At 56.2% G+C, this 12,226-nt stretch carries 12 protein-coding genes; 9 read left to right on the forward strand and 3 right to left on the reverse strand.

The window, feature by feature from the left end; genetic code table 11:
• Window positions 1–80: 80 nt before the first annotated feature.
• From ENI00_RS09475 to ENI00_RS09500, 6 genes are all read left to right on the forward strand, one after another.
• Window positions 81–854, forward strand: a complete 774-nt coding sequence (locus tag ENI00_RS09475) for an ABC transporter ATP-binding protein (RefSeq protein WP_304101563.1) — start codon at window positions 81–83, stop codon at window positions 852–854.
• Window positions 844–1,563, forward strand: coding sequence for an ABC transporter ATP-binding protein (locus ENI00_RS09480; protein ID WP_304101564.1), 720 nt, complete (start codon window positions 844–846; stop codon window positions 1,561–1,563). The genes ENI00_RS09475 and ENI00_RS09480 overlap by 11 nt, the downstream gene beginning before the upstream one ends.
• Before the next feature lie 66 nt (window positions 1,564–1,629).
• On the forward strand, window positions 1,630–2,850 hold the full coding sequence (locus tag ENI00_RS09485) for an ABC transporter substrate-binding protein (protein WP_304101565.1): 1,221 nt from the start codon (window positions 1,630–1,632) through the stop codon (window positions 2,848–2,850).
• Between the two features lie 38 nt (window positions 2,851–2,888).
• A complete protein-coding gene (locus ENI00_RS09490) occupies window positions 2,889–3,785 on the forward strand; it encodes a branched-chain amino acid ABC transporter permease (protein WP_304101566.1) in 897 nt (298 codons plus the stop codon).
• A 7-nt stretch (window positions 3,786–3,792) separates the two neighbouring features.
• Complete coding sequence (locus tag ENI00_RS09495) at window positions 3,793–4,713, forward strand: branched-chain amino acid ABC transporter permease (RefSeq protein ID WP_304101567.1); 921 nt, start codon at window positions 3,793–3,795, stop codon at window positions 4,711–4,713.
• A 5-nt stretch (window positions 4,714–4,718) separates the two neighbouring features.
• Window positions 4,719–5,666, forward strand: a complete 948-nt coding sequence (locus ENI00_RS09500; protein ID WP_304101568.1) for an ornithine cyclodeaminase family protein — start codon at window positions 4,719–4,721, stop codon at window positions 5,664–5,666.
• 10 nt (window positions 5,667–5,676) lie between these two features.
• Here the strand turns inward: ENI00_RS09500 and ENI00_RS09505 are convergent, their stop codons facing one another.
• Window positions 5,677–6,630, reverse strand: coding sequence for a LysR family transcriptional regulator (locus ENI00_RS09505; protein WP_304101569.1), 954 nt, complete (start codon window positions 6,628–6,630; stop codon window positions 5,677–5,679).
• 123 nt (window positions 6,631–6,753) lie between these two features.
• On the opposite strand from ENI00_RS09505, the gene ENI00_RS09510 reads away from it, so the two are divergent.
• A complete protein-coding gene (locus tag ENI00_RS09510) occupies window positions 6,754–7,671 on the forward strand; it encodes a DMT family transporter (RefSeq protein ID WP_304101570.1) in 918 nt (305 codons plus the stop codon).
• Between the two features lie 135 nt (window positions 7,672–7,806).
• Here the strand turns inward: ENI00_RS09510 and ENI00_RS09515 are convergent, their stop codons facing one another.
• Window positions 7,807–8,370, reverse strand: coding sequence for a gamma-glutamylcyclotransferase (locus ENI00_RS09515; RefSeq protein ID WP_304101571.1), 564 nt, complete (start codon window positions 8,368–8,370; stop codon window positions 7,807–7,809).
• Between the two features lie 24 nt (window positions 8,371–8,394).
• Window positions 8,395–9,018, reverse strand: coding sequence for a MarC family protein (locus tag ENI00_RS09520; RefSeq protein ID WP_304101572.1), 624 nt, complete (start codon window positions 9,016–9,018; stop codon window positions 8,395–8,397).
• Window positions 9,019–9,227: 209 nt separating this feature from the next.
• Here ENI00_RS09520 and ENI00_RS09525 point away from each other — a divergent pair, with 209 nt between their 5' ends.
• Window positions 9,228–10,805, forward strand: coding sequence for a Re/Si-specific NAD(P)(+) transhydrogenase subunit alpha (locus tag ENI00_RS09525; protein WP_304101573.1), 1,578 nt, complete (start codon window positions 9,228–9,230; stop codon window positions 10,803–10,805).
• A 13-nt stretch (window positions 10,806–10,818) separates the two neighbouring features.
• A complete protein-coding gene (gene pntB / locus ENI00_RS09530) occupies window positions 10,819–12,216 on the forward strand; it encodes a Re/Si-specific NAD(P)(+) transhydrogenase subunit beta (protein WP_304101574.1) in 1,398 nt (465 codons plus the stop codon).
• The last annotated feature ends 10 nt before the right edge of the window (window positions 12,217–12,226 follow it).

Consider the following 12,226-nt stretch of genomic DNA (forward strand, 5'->3'; position numbering starts at 1 on the left):
CTGATTCCGGCGTCGAAAGACAATAAAAGTAAACAACAATCACCAGTGTCTGAACCACTGGTCTGACAGGGGTGCTTTCAGTGAACGATCACGCCCGGGAACAGGCCATTATTCTGGAAACCCACGGCCTCACCAAGGATTTCAAAGGTTTTACCGCCGTCAAAGATATCAACCTCAGCGTCCAGACCGGTTCGATCCATGCCCTGATAGGTCCGAACGGTGCGGGCAAAACCACTTTTTTCAATCTTCTCACCAAATTCCTGACGCCGACATCCGGTCGCATCATCTACGACGGCAAAGACATCACCCAGGCGAAACCGGCCGGAATCGCCCAACGCGGGCTCATTCGCTCGTTTCAGATTTCTGCCGTTTTTCCTCACCTGTCGGCGCGGGAAAACGTTCGCATTGCCCTGCAGCGAAAATTACAGGTGTCCTACCAATTCTGGCGCCCGCTGCGAATTCTCAACCAGCTTAATGAAGAGGCCCAGGCAACACTGGAAGAGGTCGGCCTTGGAAAATTTGCAGAGGTGGAAGCGGTTGAATTGCCATACGGGCAAAAAAGAGCGCTGGAAATAGCCACCACGATTGCGCTGAAACCAAGACTCATGCTGCTGGATGAACCCACACAGGGCATGAGCGCAGAAGACGTGAGCAAGGTGACAGACCTGATCAAACGTGTGGTCGAGGGCCGAACCATTGTTATGGTTGAGCATAACCTCAATGTGGTGTCGACCCTCGCCGACAGGATCACGGTGCTGAACCGGGGTGAAATTCTCGCCGAAGGCAATTATGACGAGGTTTCCAGCAACCCCGAGGTGATGGAAGCCTATATGGGAACCACCGATGCCGCCTGATCAGAGCCACGAATTACTTCGAATTGAGAATCTGCACGCCTGGTACGGCGAGTCCCACGTGCTCCATGGTTTGAATCTGACGCTGAAAGAAGGTGAGGTCATCACACTGCTTGGCCGAAACGGTTCAGGGCGGACCACCACTCTGAAAGCCATACTGGGGTTGGTTAGCAAACGCACGGGCTCCATCAAAATTCACGGTACCGAAATTATCAATCTGCCCACACACCGAATTGCCCATGTGGGCAAGCTGGGGTATTGCCCAGAAGAGCGGGGTATTTTTGCGTCGTTGAACGTGGATGAAAACCTGGAGTTGCCGCCCATCGTTGCCAAAGGGGGAATGTCGGTAAACGAAATCTACACCATGTTTCCCAACCTGAAAGAACGCCGTAAAAGCCAGGGGTCAAAACTGTCGGGAGGCGAACAGCAAATGCTGGCGATTGCCCGAATCCTCCGCACCGGCGCCACCCTTCTGTTACTGGACGAGATTACCGAGGGGTTGGCCCCGGTTATCCTGAAATCGTTGGGGGATGTCATTCGCAAACTGCGCGAAGAGGGTTTCACGATCATTCTGGTGGAACAGAATTTCCGCTTTGCGGCGCCCCTGGCCGATCGACACTACGTGATTGAGCACGGCAAGGTGGTACAACAAATTGATGCGGCCGATCTTGAGGCCAAAAAAGAGCAGTTGAACAGGCACCTGAGTGTCTGAGCCAGTGGGCCTGGCCCCCCTTAAAGGACCCGACCCGGAACCTGATAATAAAAAAGGAAACCCACTATGTTTAAGCACTGGAAACACGGATTGGTAGGCGTTGTGGCTGCAACGACCTTCACATTGCCCCTGGTAAGCACAGCGGCGGATCTGTCTGACAACAAGGTGAAAATCGGGGTACTCAGTGACATGTCGGGGGTGTACAAGTCCCTGGAAGGCCCAGGTGCCGTGATCGCGGCCAAAATGGCCGTTGAAGATTTTGGTGGTTCGGTTTTGGACAAACCCATCGAAGTCATCTCTGCGGACCACCAGAACAAACCGGATATTGCCGCCAGCACCGCCCGGGAATGGATCGATTCCAAAGAAGTGGACATGATCACCGGCCTGGATAATTCGTCGGTCGGGCTTGCGGTACAGGGCCTGGCCAAAGAAAAGAAAACCATCACCATGAACACGGGCGCCGGCTCCACGGCGCTGACTGAAGAGCAATGTTCGCCCTACGGCATTCACTATGTTTACGACACCCACGCTCTGCCGGTTGGCACCGCCACCGCGATGGTGAATAACGGCGGCAAGAAATGGTTCTTTATTACGGCAGACTACGCCTTCGGACATTCACTGCGGGACAACACCGGTGCCATTGTGGAAAGCATGGGGGGCAAGGTCGTAGGCAATGTTAACGCGCCACTGTCCACCAACGACTTCTCATCTTACCTGCTGCAGGCTCAGTCCTCGGGCGCGGATGTAATCGGGCTGGCCAACGCCGGCCAGGATACCGTTAACGCCATCAAACAGGCTAACCAGTTCCGTATTGTTCAGAGCGGACAGAAGCTGGCAGGCATGCTGGTGTTCATCACCGATGTGCACAGCATGGGGCTGGACATTGCCCAGGGTCTGCAATTCACCACGGCCTTTGTCTGGAACCAGAATGACGAAGCCAAAGCATGGTCTGAGCGGTTCAATGAGCGCCAGGGTGCCATGCCGTCCATGGTGCAGGCTGGAGTCTACTCCGCAGTCAGCAACTATCTGAAAGCGATCAAGGCAGCGGGAACAGACGACACCGAGGCGGTTCGCGCCAAGCTGGGAGAAATGACCCTTGATGACATGTTCGTAAAGGGTGGAAAAATCGCGCCCAACGGCTCCATGATCCACGACATGTACCTGGTGGAGGTGAAAAAACCTGCGGATTCACAAAGCGAGTGGGACCTTTTGAAAGTCATCTCAAAGATTCCCGCAGACAAGGCCTACATCTCGATGGCAGACACCAAGTGCTCGTTGGTTAACTGACACGCTTTTTAATCACCATCTGAGGGGAGGTAGCCAACATGTCGATGCAGGTCATTCTGGCCCAGGCGCTGCTAGGGCTTAATGTCGGCGTGTTCTACGCCATGTTGAGCCTCGGGCTTGCGGTAATATTCGGACTGCTGAATATTATCAATTTTGCCCACGGAGCCTTGTATATGCTTGGGGCCTTCATCGCATTGATTGGCTACTCCTTTCTTGAGCAATGGTTTGGTATCAGCATTCAAATTGGCTTTTGGGCATCACTGATTCTGGTGCCCCTGCTAGTCGGCCTGCTGGGGGTTCTCATTGAGCGCCTCCTGCTCCGGCGCCTGTATGAACTCGATCACATATACGGATTGCTGCTGACGTTCGGTATAACCCTGATTCTTCAGGGCTTGTTTTCCAACTACTTCAACGTTTCCGGCACTCCCTACCCGGGCCAGCCGGAGAGTCTTAGCGGCGTGGTGAACCTTGGTTTTATGTATTTCCCCACCTATCGTCTGTTCGCCATTGTGGTGTCGCTCCTGGTGTGTTTCACCACCTGGTTCTTCATTGAGCACACCAAACTGGGTTCACGGCTGCGGGCCGGCGTGGAGAATCGCGATCTCACCCAGGCATTTGGCCTCAACGTGCCGCTGATGATCACCCTTACCTTTGCCTTCGGTGCTGGCCTGGCGGGTCTTGCCGGAGTGCTGGCGGCGCCTATTTACTCGGTCAGCCCGTTGATGGGGGCCGATCTGATCATCGTGGTGTTTGCCGTGGTGGTGATCGGTGGCATGGGTTCCATTATGGGCGCCATTCTTTCCGGCCTTGCGCTTGGCCTTATTGAAGGGTTGACCAAGGTGTTCTACCCCCCGGCTGCCAGCACCGTTATTTTCTTTCTGATGGTGCTGGTACTGCTGTTCCGCCCGGCGGGACTGTTCGGTAAGGAGAAGTGAGCCGCTCATGACCAACCGTATTCTGTTTATTGTGATGCTGATTGTTGGCCTGGCCGCACCGTTCTTCGCCTATCCGGTGTTTGTGATGGACCTGCTGTGCTTTGCGCTGTTTGCCTGCGCCTTCAACCTGTTGCTGGGCTATGCCGGGCTTCTGTCGTTCGGCCACGCGGCCTTTTTCGGGGGCGCCGCTTACATCACGGGTTACGTCATCAAAGAATGGGGCTTTTCACCGCTGCTGGGTATATTGGCAGGAACCGGATTTACCCTGGTTCTTGGCACTGTTTTTGGCATTCTGGCCATTCGCCGGCAGGGAATCTATTTTGCCATGGTCACCCTGGCGCTGGCTCAGATAGTCTATTTTCTGGCGCTGCAGATGCCATTTACCGGCGGCGAAAACGGTCTGCAAGGCATTCCCCGGGGCGAGCTGTTCGGGTTTATTGATTTGAACAACTCACTCACCATGTACTATTTTGTGTTCGCCATTTTTTTGATCGGCTTCGGCATCATCCACCGCACGATTCATTCGCCGTTTGGCGAAGTACTCCAGGCCATTCGCGAGAACGAACCTCGCGCCCTGTCACTGGGGTATGACGTAGACCGCTTCAAACTGCTGGCCTTCGTTATTTCCGCCACGCTTGCCGGGCTGGCAGGTGCCACCAAAGCCATTATTTTCCAGTTTGCCTCACTCACCAGTGCCCATTGGCAAACGTCGGGCGATGTTATTCTGATGACCCTTGTGGGTGGTCTAGGGACGGTTTTTGGCCCCGTTATTGGCGCCATCACCGTCGGCGCCCTCAGTCACGAACTGTCAGCCTTTGGTTCCTGGGTACAGGTGATTCTGGGTACGATCTTTGTGGTCTGCGTGATGGTGTTCCGGCGTGGCATTGTCGGTGAAATCCAACGCCTGGTAAGCCGTAAACAGGATTAAACAATATGCGTGTGATTTCTGCACAGGAGGTAGCCGGCGCACTTGCATGGCCCGCACTGATCGAACGTATCGCCGATACGTTCCGACAGGGTGTGGAAGCGCCACCGCGGCACCATCACGCCATGCACCGTCCGGATGGCGAAGCCACCATGTTAATCATGCCCGCCTGGGAAACCGCCGGGTACATCGGCATGAAAATGGTCAACGTATTCCCGCAAAATGCCAACGCCGGACTGCCCGCCATCTCCGGGCTGTATATTCTGTGCGAAGGCCAGCATGGCACACCCCTGGCCTGTATTGACGGCGCTGCGTTGACCAGCCGGCGCACTGCAGCAGCTTCTGCCTTGGCGGCCCGTGAACTGTCGCTGCACGATGCCTCATCACTGCTGATGGTTGGCACTGGCAAGTTGGCGCCCATGCTGATTGAAGCCCATGCCGCAGTGCGCCCTATTCGCAAAGTGCGGATCTGGGGTCGTAATCCGGATAAGGCCGCAGCGCTGGCTGAACGTTTTCGCGACCGCTTTGACTGTGAGTCGGTAACGGACCTGGAAATCGCCGTTCCGGAGGCCGACATCATCAGCTGTGCCACCCTGTCAACGGAGCCGCTGATCCGGGGAGAATGGTTGCAACCCGGTAGCCATCTGGATTTGGTCGGCGCCTTCCGGCCAACCATGCGTGAAACCGACGGTCAGTGCCTGATTCGCAGCGAGGTGTTCGTGGACACCTACGCCGGCGCCAAGGGCGAGGCCGGAGACCTGCTACAAGCCATTAGGGAGGGTGCTTTTAGCGAAACCGACGTGCGGGCAGATCTGGCGGAGCTGCTGCGAGGCTCAAAACCCGGCCGCACGAATCCGCAGGCCATCACGCTGTTCAAATCCGTGGGTGCGTCACTGGAAGACCTTGCAGCCGCCATCGAGGTGTGGGAAACCCTGAAAGGCAACGAACAAAGATAACGAACAGGCATCACGCCACCTCGCCCCGAAGTCCTCCCTCAATCGCCTGGCCAACAAGCCAGCGCCGCAGTATCTGAATGCCGCGCTCCTGCCGGCGGCTGGTTTTCCAGGCAAAATAGAACGTGTCTCCGGTCACCAGCGGATGGCAGGGCAACCGCACAAATTCTTCAGAATCCTTCCGGGTGCTCAGCATGTAATCGTTGGTCAGCGCGATACCCTGGTGAAAGCGAGCGGCTTCAAGGGCAAGCAACATGTGGCTGAAATGCTGAACTCTGGTGCCGACCGGGATGGCGTCGTCTGCGATTCGAAACCACGCCTCCCAGTCGCCGGCGGCCTTGTCGTAAATACTGTGGGTAGATAACAGGGGAAAACGGGCGATGTCGCCGGCGGTCAGCACAGGTTCATCGTGCCCTGTTACATCGGCCTCCCACCCCAGTTCTCTCTGGATGCGCTGCCAGTAATCCTGGCTGCACACGGGGAAAAGCCGTTCCACGTACAAAAGCTCGTAGCTGTAGGCCGGTGAATCCCTGTGAATCGTTATAAAGCAGTCCGCTACGCGATCTGACAGCACCGGATTTTCGCTGCTCATCTCCAGCGCCAGTTCCACCTGCGGGTGCAACCTCTGCAAGTCCGGCAGCCTGGGCACCAGCCAACGCACGGCGAAAGAACTGAACAGTGACAATCGCAACCGGGATTCTTCATGCCCCAGCAGTTGTTCGCTGGCGCGCTCTATTTGCAGCAGAGCGGTACTGATGGCGTCCAGATACTGGCGGCCATCGTCGGTCAGCGCGAGCGTTCGCCCGCTGCGCCAGAACAGTTGCTCACCCAGATAGGTTTCCAACTGCTTGATCTGATGGCTCACCGCGCTCTGGCTGACCGCTAATTCCTGTGCGGCCAGGGAAAAACTGTTGAGACGGGCAACCGCTTCAAATACGGGCAAGGCTTTAAGTGGGGGAAGCTTCATTATCTTTTTTTCTAATACCTGATTAATAAACATCACTATATCGGATATTAAAGCGCACATAAACTACGACTGCCACTTCCTATGTGGGCGTTTTATTCGTATCCGGATATCGGGAAAAAGAACATGTCAGGCAAAACCGTAAACAGCGCCATTCTTCTGCTTGTGCTTGGCAACGCCATGGCGTTGGTCTCGGACGTCTTTATCAAACTCATGGAGCCGGGCGCTCCGATATTCCAGTTTGCATTTCTACGCTGCCTGATCACGCTTGTTTTCCTGCTGCCGCTGGCACGCAAAATCGACCGAAACAACCTGTTTTCCGGCATCAAAGTGCATGCGATGCGGGCACACATACATCTGGTGGGCCTGCTGTGCATGATTGTGGCGCTGAGCAATCTGCCGCTGGCCACGGCCAACGCCGTATTCTATGCAGCGCCGATTCTGGTGATGGTGTTTTCAGTGTTTATTTTCAAAGAATCCCTTTCGCCTCTGAGCGTGTTTGCGGTGTTCAGTGGCTTCGCCGGCATCATCGTGATCCTGCGTCCGGTGGAGTTCAACTGGGCAGCCATCGCCGCGCTGGGGTCTGCGATCACACTGGCTATCAACGCCGTTATGGTGCGCAAGCTGCCGAAGAATCAGACCACGGTGCACAAGCTGTTTCTCAACTATTTGCTGATTATTCCGGCATCCGGATTGTTGGCTGTTTGGGAATGGCAACAGGGCGCCTCCTGGCACCCGGAGATGTTGTTCACTGCAGCCGGTTCTGCCCTGTTTATTCTGGGCTACAACATCACCGTTCTGCTGGCGTATCGCCAAGTGGATGCCAATCAAGTGACGAGTGCCGAATACACAGGTCTGATCTGGGCGGTCGGTATCGGCTGGATCTGGTTTAACGAAGTGCCGGACTGGTGGTTCCTGGTGGGCAGTATGATGGTGGTGGTGCCACTGGTGCTGATTGGCCTGAATCAGAGACGCAAAGCACCACCGCGAGGATTCAATCCTGCTGCTCGGCAACAAAAACAGGAGGCTATTGGTGAAGCCTGACGCAACCGGAGGCGGCACACCTTCCGAAACACGCTGTGAATACGTCCGTGTACGCTTGGCTCCGCCATCCATGGCTACGCACAGTTTCGGAAGGTGTGCCGCCTCCGGCTGCTTGCTCGTAGCTTGCGTTCTTGCTTAGCCGTTTTTCTTCAAAGCTGCCTCTATTGCAAACGTATGAGTACACTCATCGCCGAGTGTTCTCAGTGATTCCGCCAGCCTGAAAAGGTATTCGGAATTAGGGCCGCTCGGCCCAACCGCCTGCGCAATCTGGCGGGCAATATCCGCGTCCGGGGCATGTCCAAGAAAAGCCTCATTGTCCTCAGTAGCAATATAAACCAGCCCTTCAGCGTGGTTTCCGCTCTCGAACGTCAGGGTTGTGGAAAACCGCAGATAGCCGTTCTTTTCCCGCACGTCCAGATGTTCAAATACGTTGGGCGATACCCGGAACGCCATGCCCTTGCAGATGGCTCCGGGCTGTTCAATAAGGGTCACTACCCTGCCTGGCGCATCCGGTGTGCCCCGGTGATCATGAGAGCCCTGCCAGAACCGCCGCGCCCAGCCGTTGATGGATGCGGGGTGCTTTTCAAGAAACGGAAAGTCCACCTTGTAGATCAGTGAGCCATAGCCAAACAGCCAGATGGATTCAACACCGGAGAAATCCTGACGGCGGCGGTTGTGCTCGATGGTGTTGGTGGACATTTCAACTCCTTACAAACGTCTTGCTCAGATATTGGCAATAAATCCGGTGATGCCGGTCAGCACGATTTCTGCGGCCATAGCCGAGAGAATCAGGCCGCTGATTTTGGAAAGAATGTTGAGGCCGGTTTTCCCCAACACTTTTTCCAGATACCCCGACAGATGCAGCAGTATTGCCAGGATCAACAAGCTGGAAATCAGGCCCAACAAACCACCGGCCACTTCCGATACCTGCTTGAGTTCAGCACCGTAAACAAGAATAGCACCGATGGTGGCGGGGCCGATCATCACCGGAACCGCCAGCGGCACAACCGCAATATCGTCGCGATCTTCATCCGGCAGGCCGGTGGCGTGATTGCGGGTGCCGTTGGTGACCAGGCTGATGGCGGTCAGGAACAGCAGGGTACCTGCGCCAATACGGAAGGAATTAAGGGTAATACCAATGGCACTGAACAGCAGCGGGCCGGCAAAAAACAGAATCACGCCCATGGTAAACGCCGCAACACAGGCCCGGCGGATAATGGAGGACTTTTCAGCAGTCGGCAAACCCCGGGTCAGGGCAATAAACATGGATACAACAAAAAAGGGCGCCAGCAGAAACAGAAAGCGGATTGTACTGCTGATGTACGTACTGAAAAACATCTCTAACATCGAAAAATCCCGGCGGGTGCAAAAGCGCGCAGCATAACCGCAAATGCGGATTCCTGCCGTACGCAACAGAACCTACTCAGGTCGCAACACCTCTAATCCGGGTTTCTGCCGTACGCAATACAACGTATACTGAGCGAATTCTTGACGTTGCACCCGTGTGTCTTAATCCCATATCGGTTTTATAGGTTCAAACAGAGGACGTTTGCATCATGCAAATTGGCATTCCAAAAGAGATATTCACAGACGAACGACGTGTTGCCGCAACACCGCCATCAGTGCACAAGCTGATCGCGTTGGGCTACGACGTCACAATTGAAACCGGCGCCGGTGAGGCTGCCCACTACCGCGATGAAGCCTATGAAGCTGTTGGCGCGTCCATCGCGAAGGATACCCGTTCGCTGTGGAGCAACGCAGACTTCATTCTGAAGGTTCGCCCTCCCATGCAAAACCCGGCCCTGGGCGAGCACGAGGCTGATCTGATAAAAGAAGGCGCCTTCCTGGTCAGTTATCTATGGCCGGCCCAGAACCCGGAGCTTCTCAAACAGCTGGCTGCCCGGAAAATCACCAGCTTCGCCATCGACAGCCTGCCCCGGATCAGCCGGGCCCAGAAGATGGATGCGCTGAGCGCCATGGCAAACATTGCCGGGTACCGCGCAGTGGTCGAAGCGGCCAATCACTTCGGGCGCTTTTTCACAGGCCAGATGACCGCAGCGGGTAAAGTACCGCCGGCCAAGGTGATGGTTATAGGTGCCGGTGTCGCCGGTCTTGCGGCCGTGGGTGCGGCAAACAGCCTGGGCGCGATTGTGCGGGCGTTTGATACCCGGCTGGAAGTGAAAGAACAGATCGAAAGCATGGGCGCCGAATTCCTGCTGTTGGATTTTGATGAAGAAGAAGGCAGCGGCACCGGCGGCTACGCAAAGCAGATGAGCGATGAGTTCATCAAGGCGGAGATGGCCCTGTTTGCGGAACAGGCCAAAGAGGTGGACATCATCATCACCACCGCTCTGATTCCCGGCAAGCCGGCGCCCAAGCTGATCACCGAGGACATGGTCAAATCCATGAAACCCGGCAGTGTGATTGTCGATCTGGCATCGGAACGCGGCGGCAACTGCGAGTTGACCGAACCGGGCAAGATTGTTGAAAAGCACGAGGTCACGCTGATCGGCTACACGGATTTGCCGAGCCGCATGGCCAAGGTTGCCAGTGATCTGTACGCCACCAACCTGTTCCACCTGCTAACCGAGCTGACACCAGATAAAGACGGCCAGCCCCGGGTGAACATGGAAGACGACGTTATTCGTGGCCTGACCGTGGTGCTGGATAAGGAAGTCACCTGGCCGCCACCACAGCCGCAAACCCCGGTCAGCCCGAAACCTGCGCCTGGCACTGAAGAGCCTTCTGCCGAGCAAAAGGCCGCTGCGCGCAAGGAATCCGAGCGCCGCAGCCTGATTGGCAAGGGCGCCGTGCTGATTGTTGCCATCGCGGCACTTTACGGTGTGGGCGCTCACGCACCTGACAGCTTTTTGCGTCACTTCACGGTGTTTGTGCTGGCCTGCTTTATTGGCTGGCAGGTTGTCTGGAACGTTACAGCCTCCTTGCACACGCCCCTGATGAGCGTAACCAACGCCATCAGCGGCATTATTGTAATTGGTGCGATTTTGCACCTGGCTCAGGCCGAAAACGCCGCGGTCGGGATTATCGCGTTTATGGCGGTGCTGATTGCCAGCATCAACGTGGGGGGCGGCTTCAGGGTTACCCATCGCATGCTCAAAATGTTCCGCAGATAGGAGGCGAACCGCCGTGAGTACAGGACTCGTTAGTGTGGCTTATGTAGTAGCCAGCGTATTGTTTATTCTCAGCCTTGGAGGCTTGAGCCATCAGGAATCTGCGCGCAGGGGCAACCTCTACGGGGTGGCCGGCATTCTGATCGCTCTGGTGGCCACCATGGCCAACGTCAGTGACAGTGGCCTTGTGGCTATTGTGATTGCAGTGCTGGTAGGCGCCAGTGTTGGCGTTGCCATCGCCAACAAAGTGGAAATGACCCAGATGCCACAACTGGTGGCCCTGCTGCACAGCTTTGTAGGCATGGCCGCGGTTCTGGTCGGCTTCGCCGGCTTCATTGAACCGCTGACCCAAACCTCGGGTGCCGAGCACACGATTAAACTGGTGGAAGTGTTTGTGGGTATCTTTATCGGTGCCATCACCTTTACCGGATCACTGGTAGCCTGCGGCAAGCTCGATGGTCGCATCGACAGCAAAGCACTCACCCTGCCCGGCCGGCACCTGATGAACCTGGCCGCGTTGCTGATATCGGTGCTGCTGGGCGCCTGGTTCCTGGGCACTGATAGCATGGCCTTGGGCCTTATCGCCCTGGTATTGATGACCGTGGTTGCCGCCGTTCTCGGCATTCACCTGATCATGGCCATTGGTGGCGCTGACATGCCGGTGGTTGTCTCCATGCTCAACAGCTACTCCGGCTGGGCTGCGGCGTCTATCGGGTTCATGCTGGGCAACGATCTGCTGATCGTCACCGGCGCACTGGTAGGCAGCAGCGGTGCCATCCTCAGCTACATCATGTGCAAGGCGATGAACCGGTCGTTTGTCAGCGTTATTCTCGGGGGCTTCGGCCAGACCAGCAGCAGTTCTGCCGCCGTTGGCAGTGATGATCAGGTCGCCCTGGAAACCAGTGCTGATGAGGTATGCGAGGAGCTTCGTAACGCCGATTCCGTGATTATCGTGCCTGGCTACGGTATGGCCGTTGCGCAGGCTCAAAGCGGCGTCAGTGACATGACCAAGCTGCTCCGGGACCGAGGCGTGACCGTGCGTTTTGGTATCCACCCGGTTGCTGGCCGCTTGCCCGGGCACATGAACGTGCTGCTGGCCGAAGCCCATGTGCCTTACGACATCGTGTTGGAGATGGACGAGATCAACGCAGACTTCCCGACAACCGACGTGGTGCTGGTTATCGGCGCCAACGATACGGTGAACCCGGCAGCAGCGGAAGACCCGGGCAGCCCGATCGCGGGCATGCCGGTGCTTGAGGTCTGGAAAGCACGACACGTGGTGATTCTCAAACGGGGTATGGCAACAGGCTATTCCGGCGTCGAAAACCCGCTGTTCTTCAAAGACAACTCCCGCATGCTGTTCGGAGATGCCAAAGACAGCATTGATAAACTGGTGAGCGGCCTGAGGGACTGATTGATCCAGG

The organism is Marinobacter antarcticus (assembly GCF_011049865.1).
Classification (GTDB): Bacteria; Pseudomonadota; Gammaproteobacteria; order Pseudomonadales; family Oleiphilaceae; genus Marinobacter; species Marinobacter antarcticus_A.

Bases quoted from the DNA above. Each gene is read 5' to 3' on its own strand.
- ENI00_RS09520 (WP_304101572.1), bottom strand. From the start codon at position 9,018: ATGTTAGAGATGTTTTTCAGTACGTACATCAGCAGTACAATCCGCTTT.
- ENI00_RS09505 (WP_304101569.1), bottom strand. From the start codon at position 6,630: ATGAAGCTTCCCCCACTTAAAGCCTTGCCCGTATTTGAAGCGGTTGCC.
- ENI00_RS09525 (WP_304101573.1), top strand. From the start codon at position 9,228: ATGCAAATTGGCATTCCAAAAGAGATATTCACAGACGAACGACGTGTT.
- ENI00_RS09485 (WP_304101565.1), top strand. From the start codon at position 1,630: ATGTTTAAGCACTGGAAACACGGATTGGTAGGCGTTGTGGCTGCAACG.
- ENI00_RS09480 (WP_304101564.1), top strand. From the start codon at position 844: ATGCCGCCTGATCAGAGCCACGAATTACTTCGAATTGAGAATCTGCAC.
- ENI00_RS09495 (WP_304101567.1), top strand. From the start codon at position 3,793: ATGACCAACCGTATTCTGTTTATTGTGATGCTGATTGTTGGCCTGGCC.
- ENI00_RS09500 (WP_304101568.1), top strand. From the start codon at position 4,719: ATGCGTGTGATTTCTGCACAGGAGGTAGCCGGCGCACTTGCATGGCCC.
- ENI00_RS09490 (WP_304101566.1), top strand. From the start codon at position 2,889: ATGTCGATGCAGGTCATTCTGGCCCAGGCGCTGCTAGGGCTTAATGTC.
- ENI00_RS09510 (WP_304101570.1), top strand. From the start codon at position 6,754: ATGTCAGGCAAAACCGTAAACAGCGCCATTCTTCTGCTTGTGCTTGGC.
- ENI00_RS09515 (WP_304101571.1), bottom strand. From the start codon at position 8,370: ATGTCCACCAACACCATCGAGCACAACCGCCGCCGTCAGGATTTCTCC.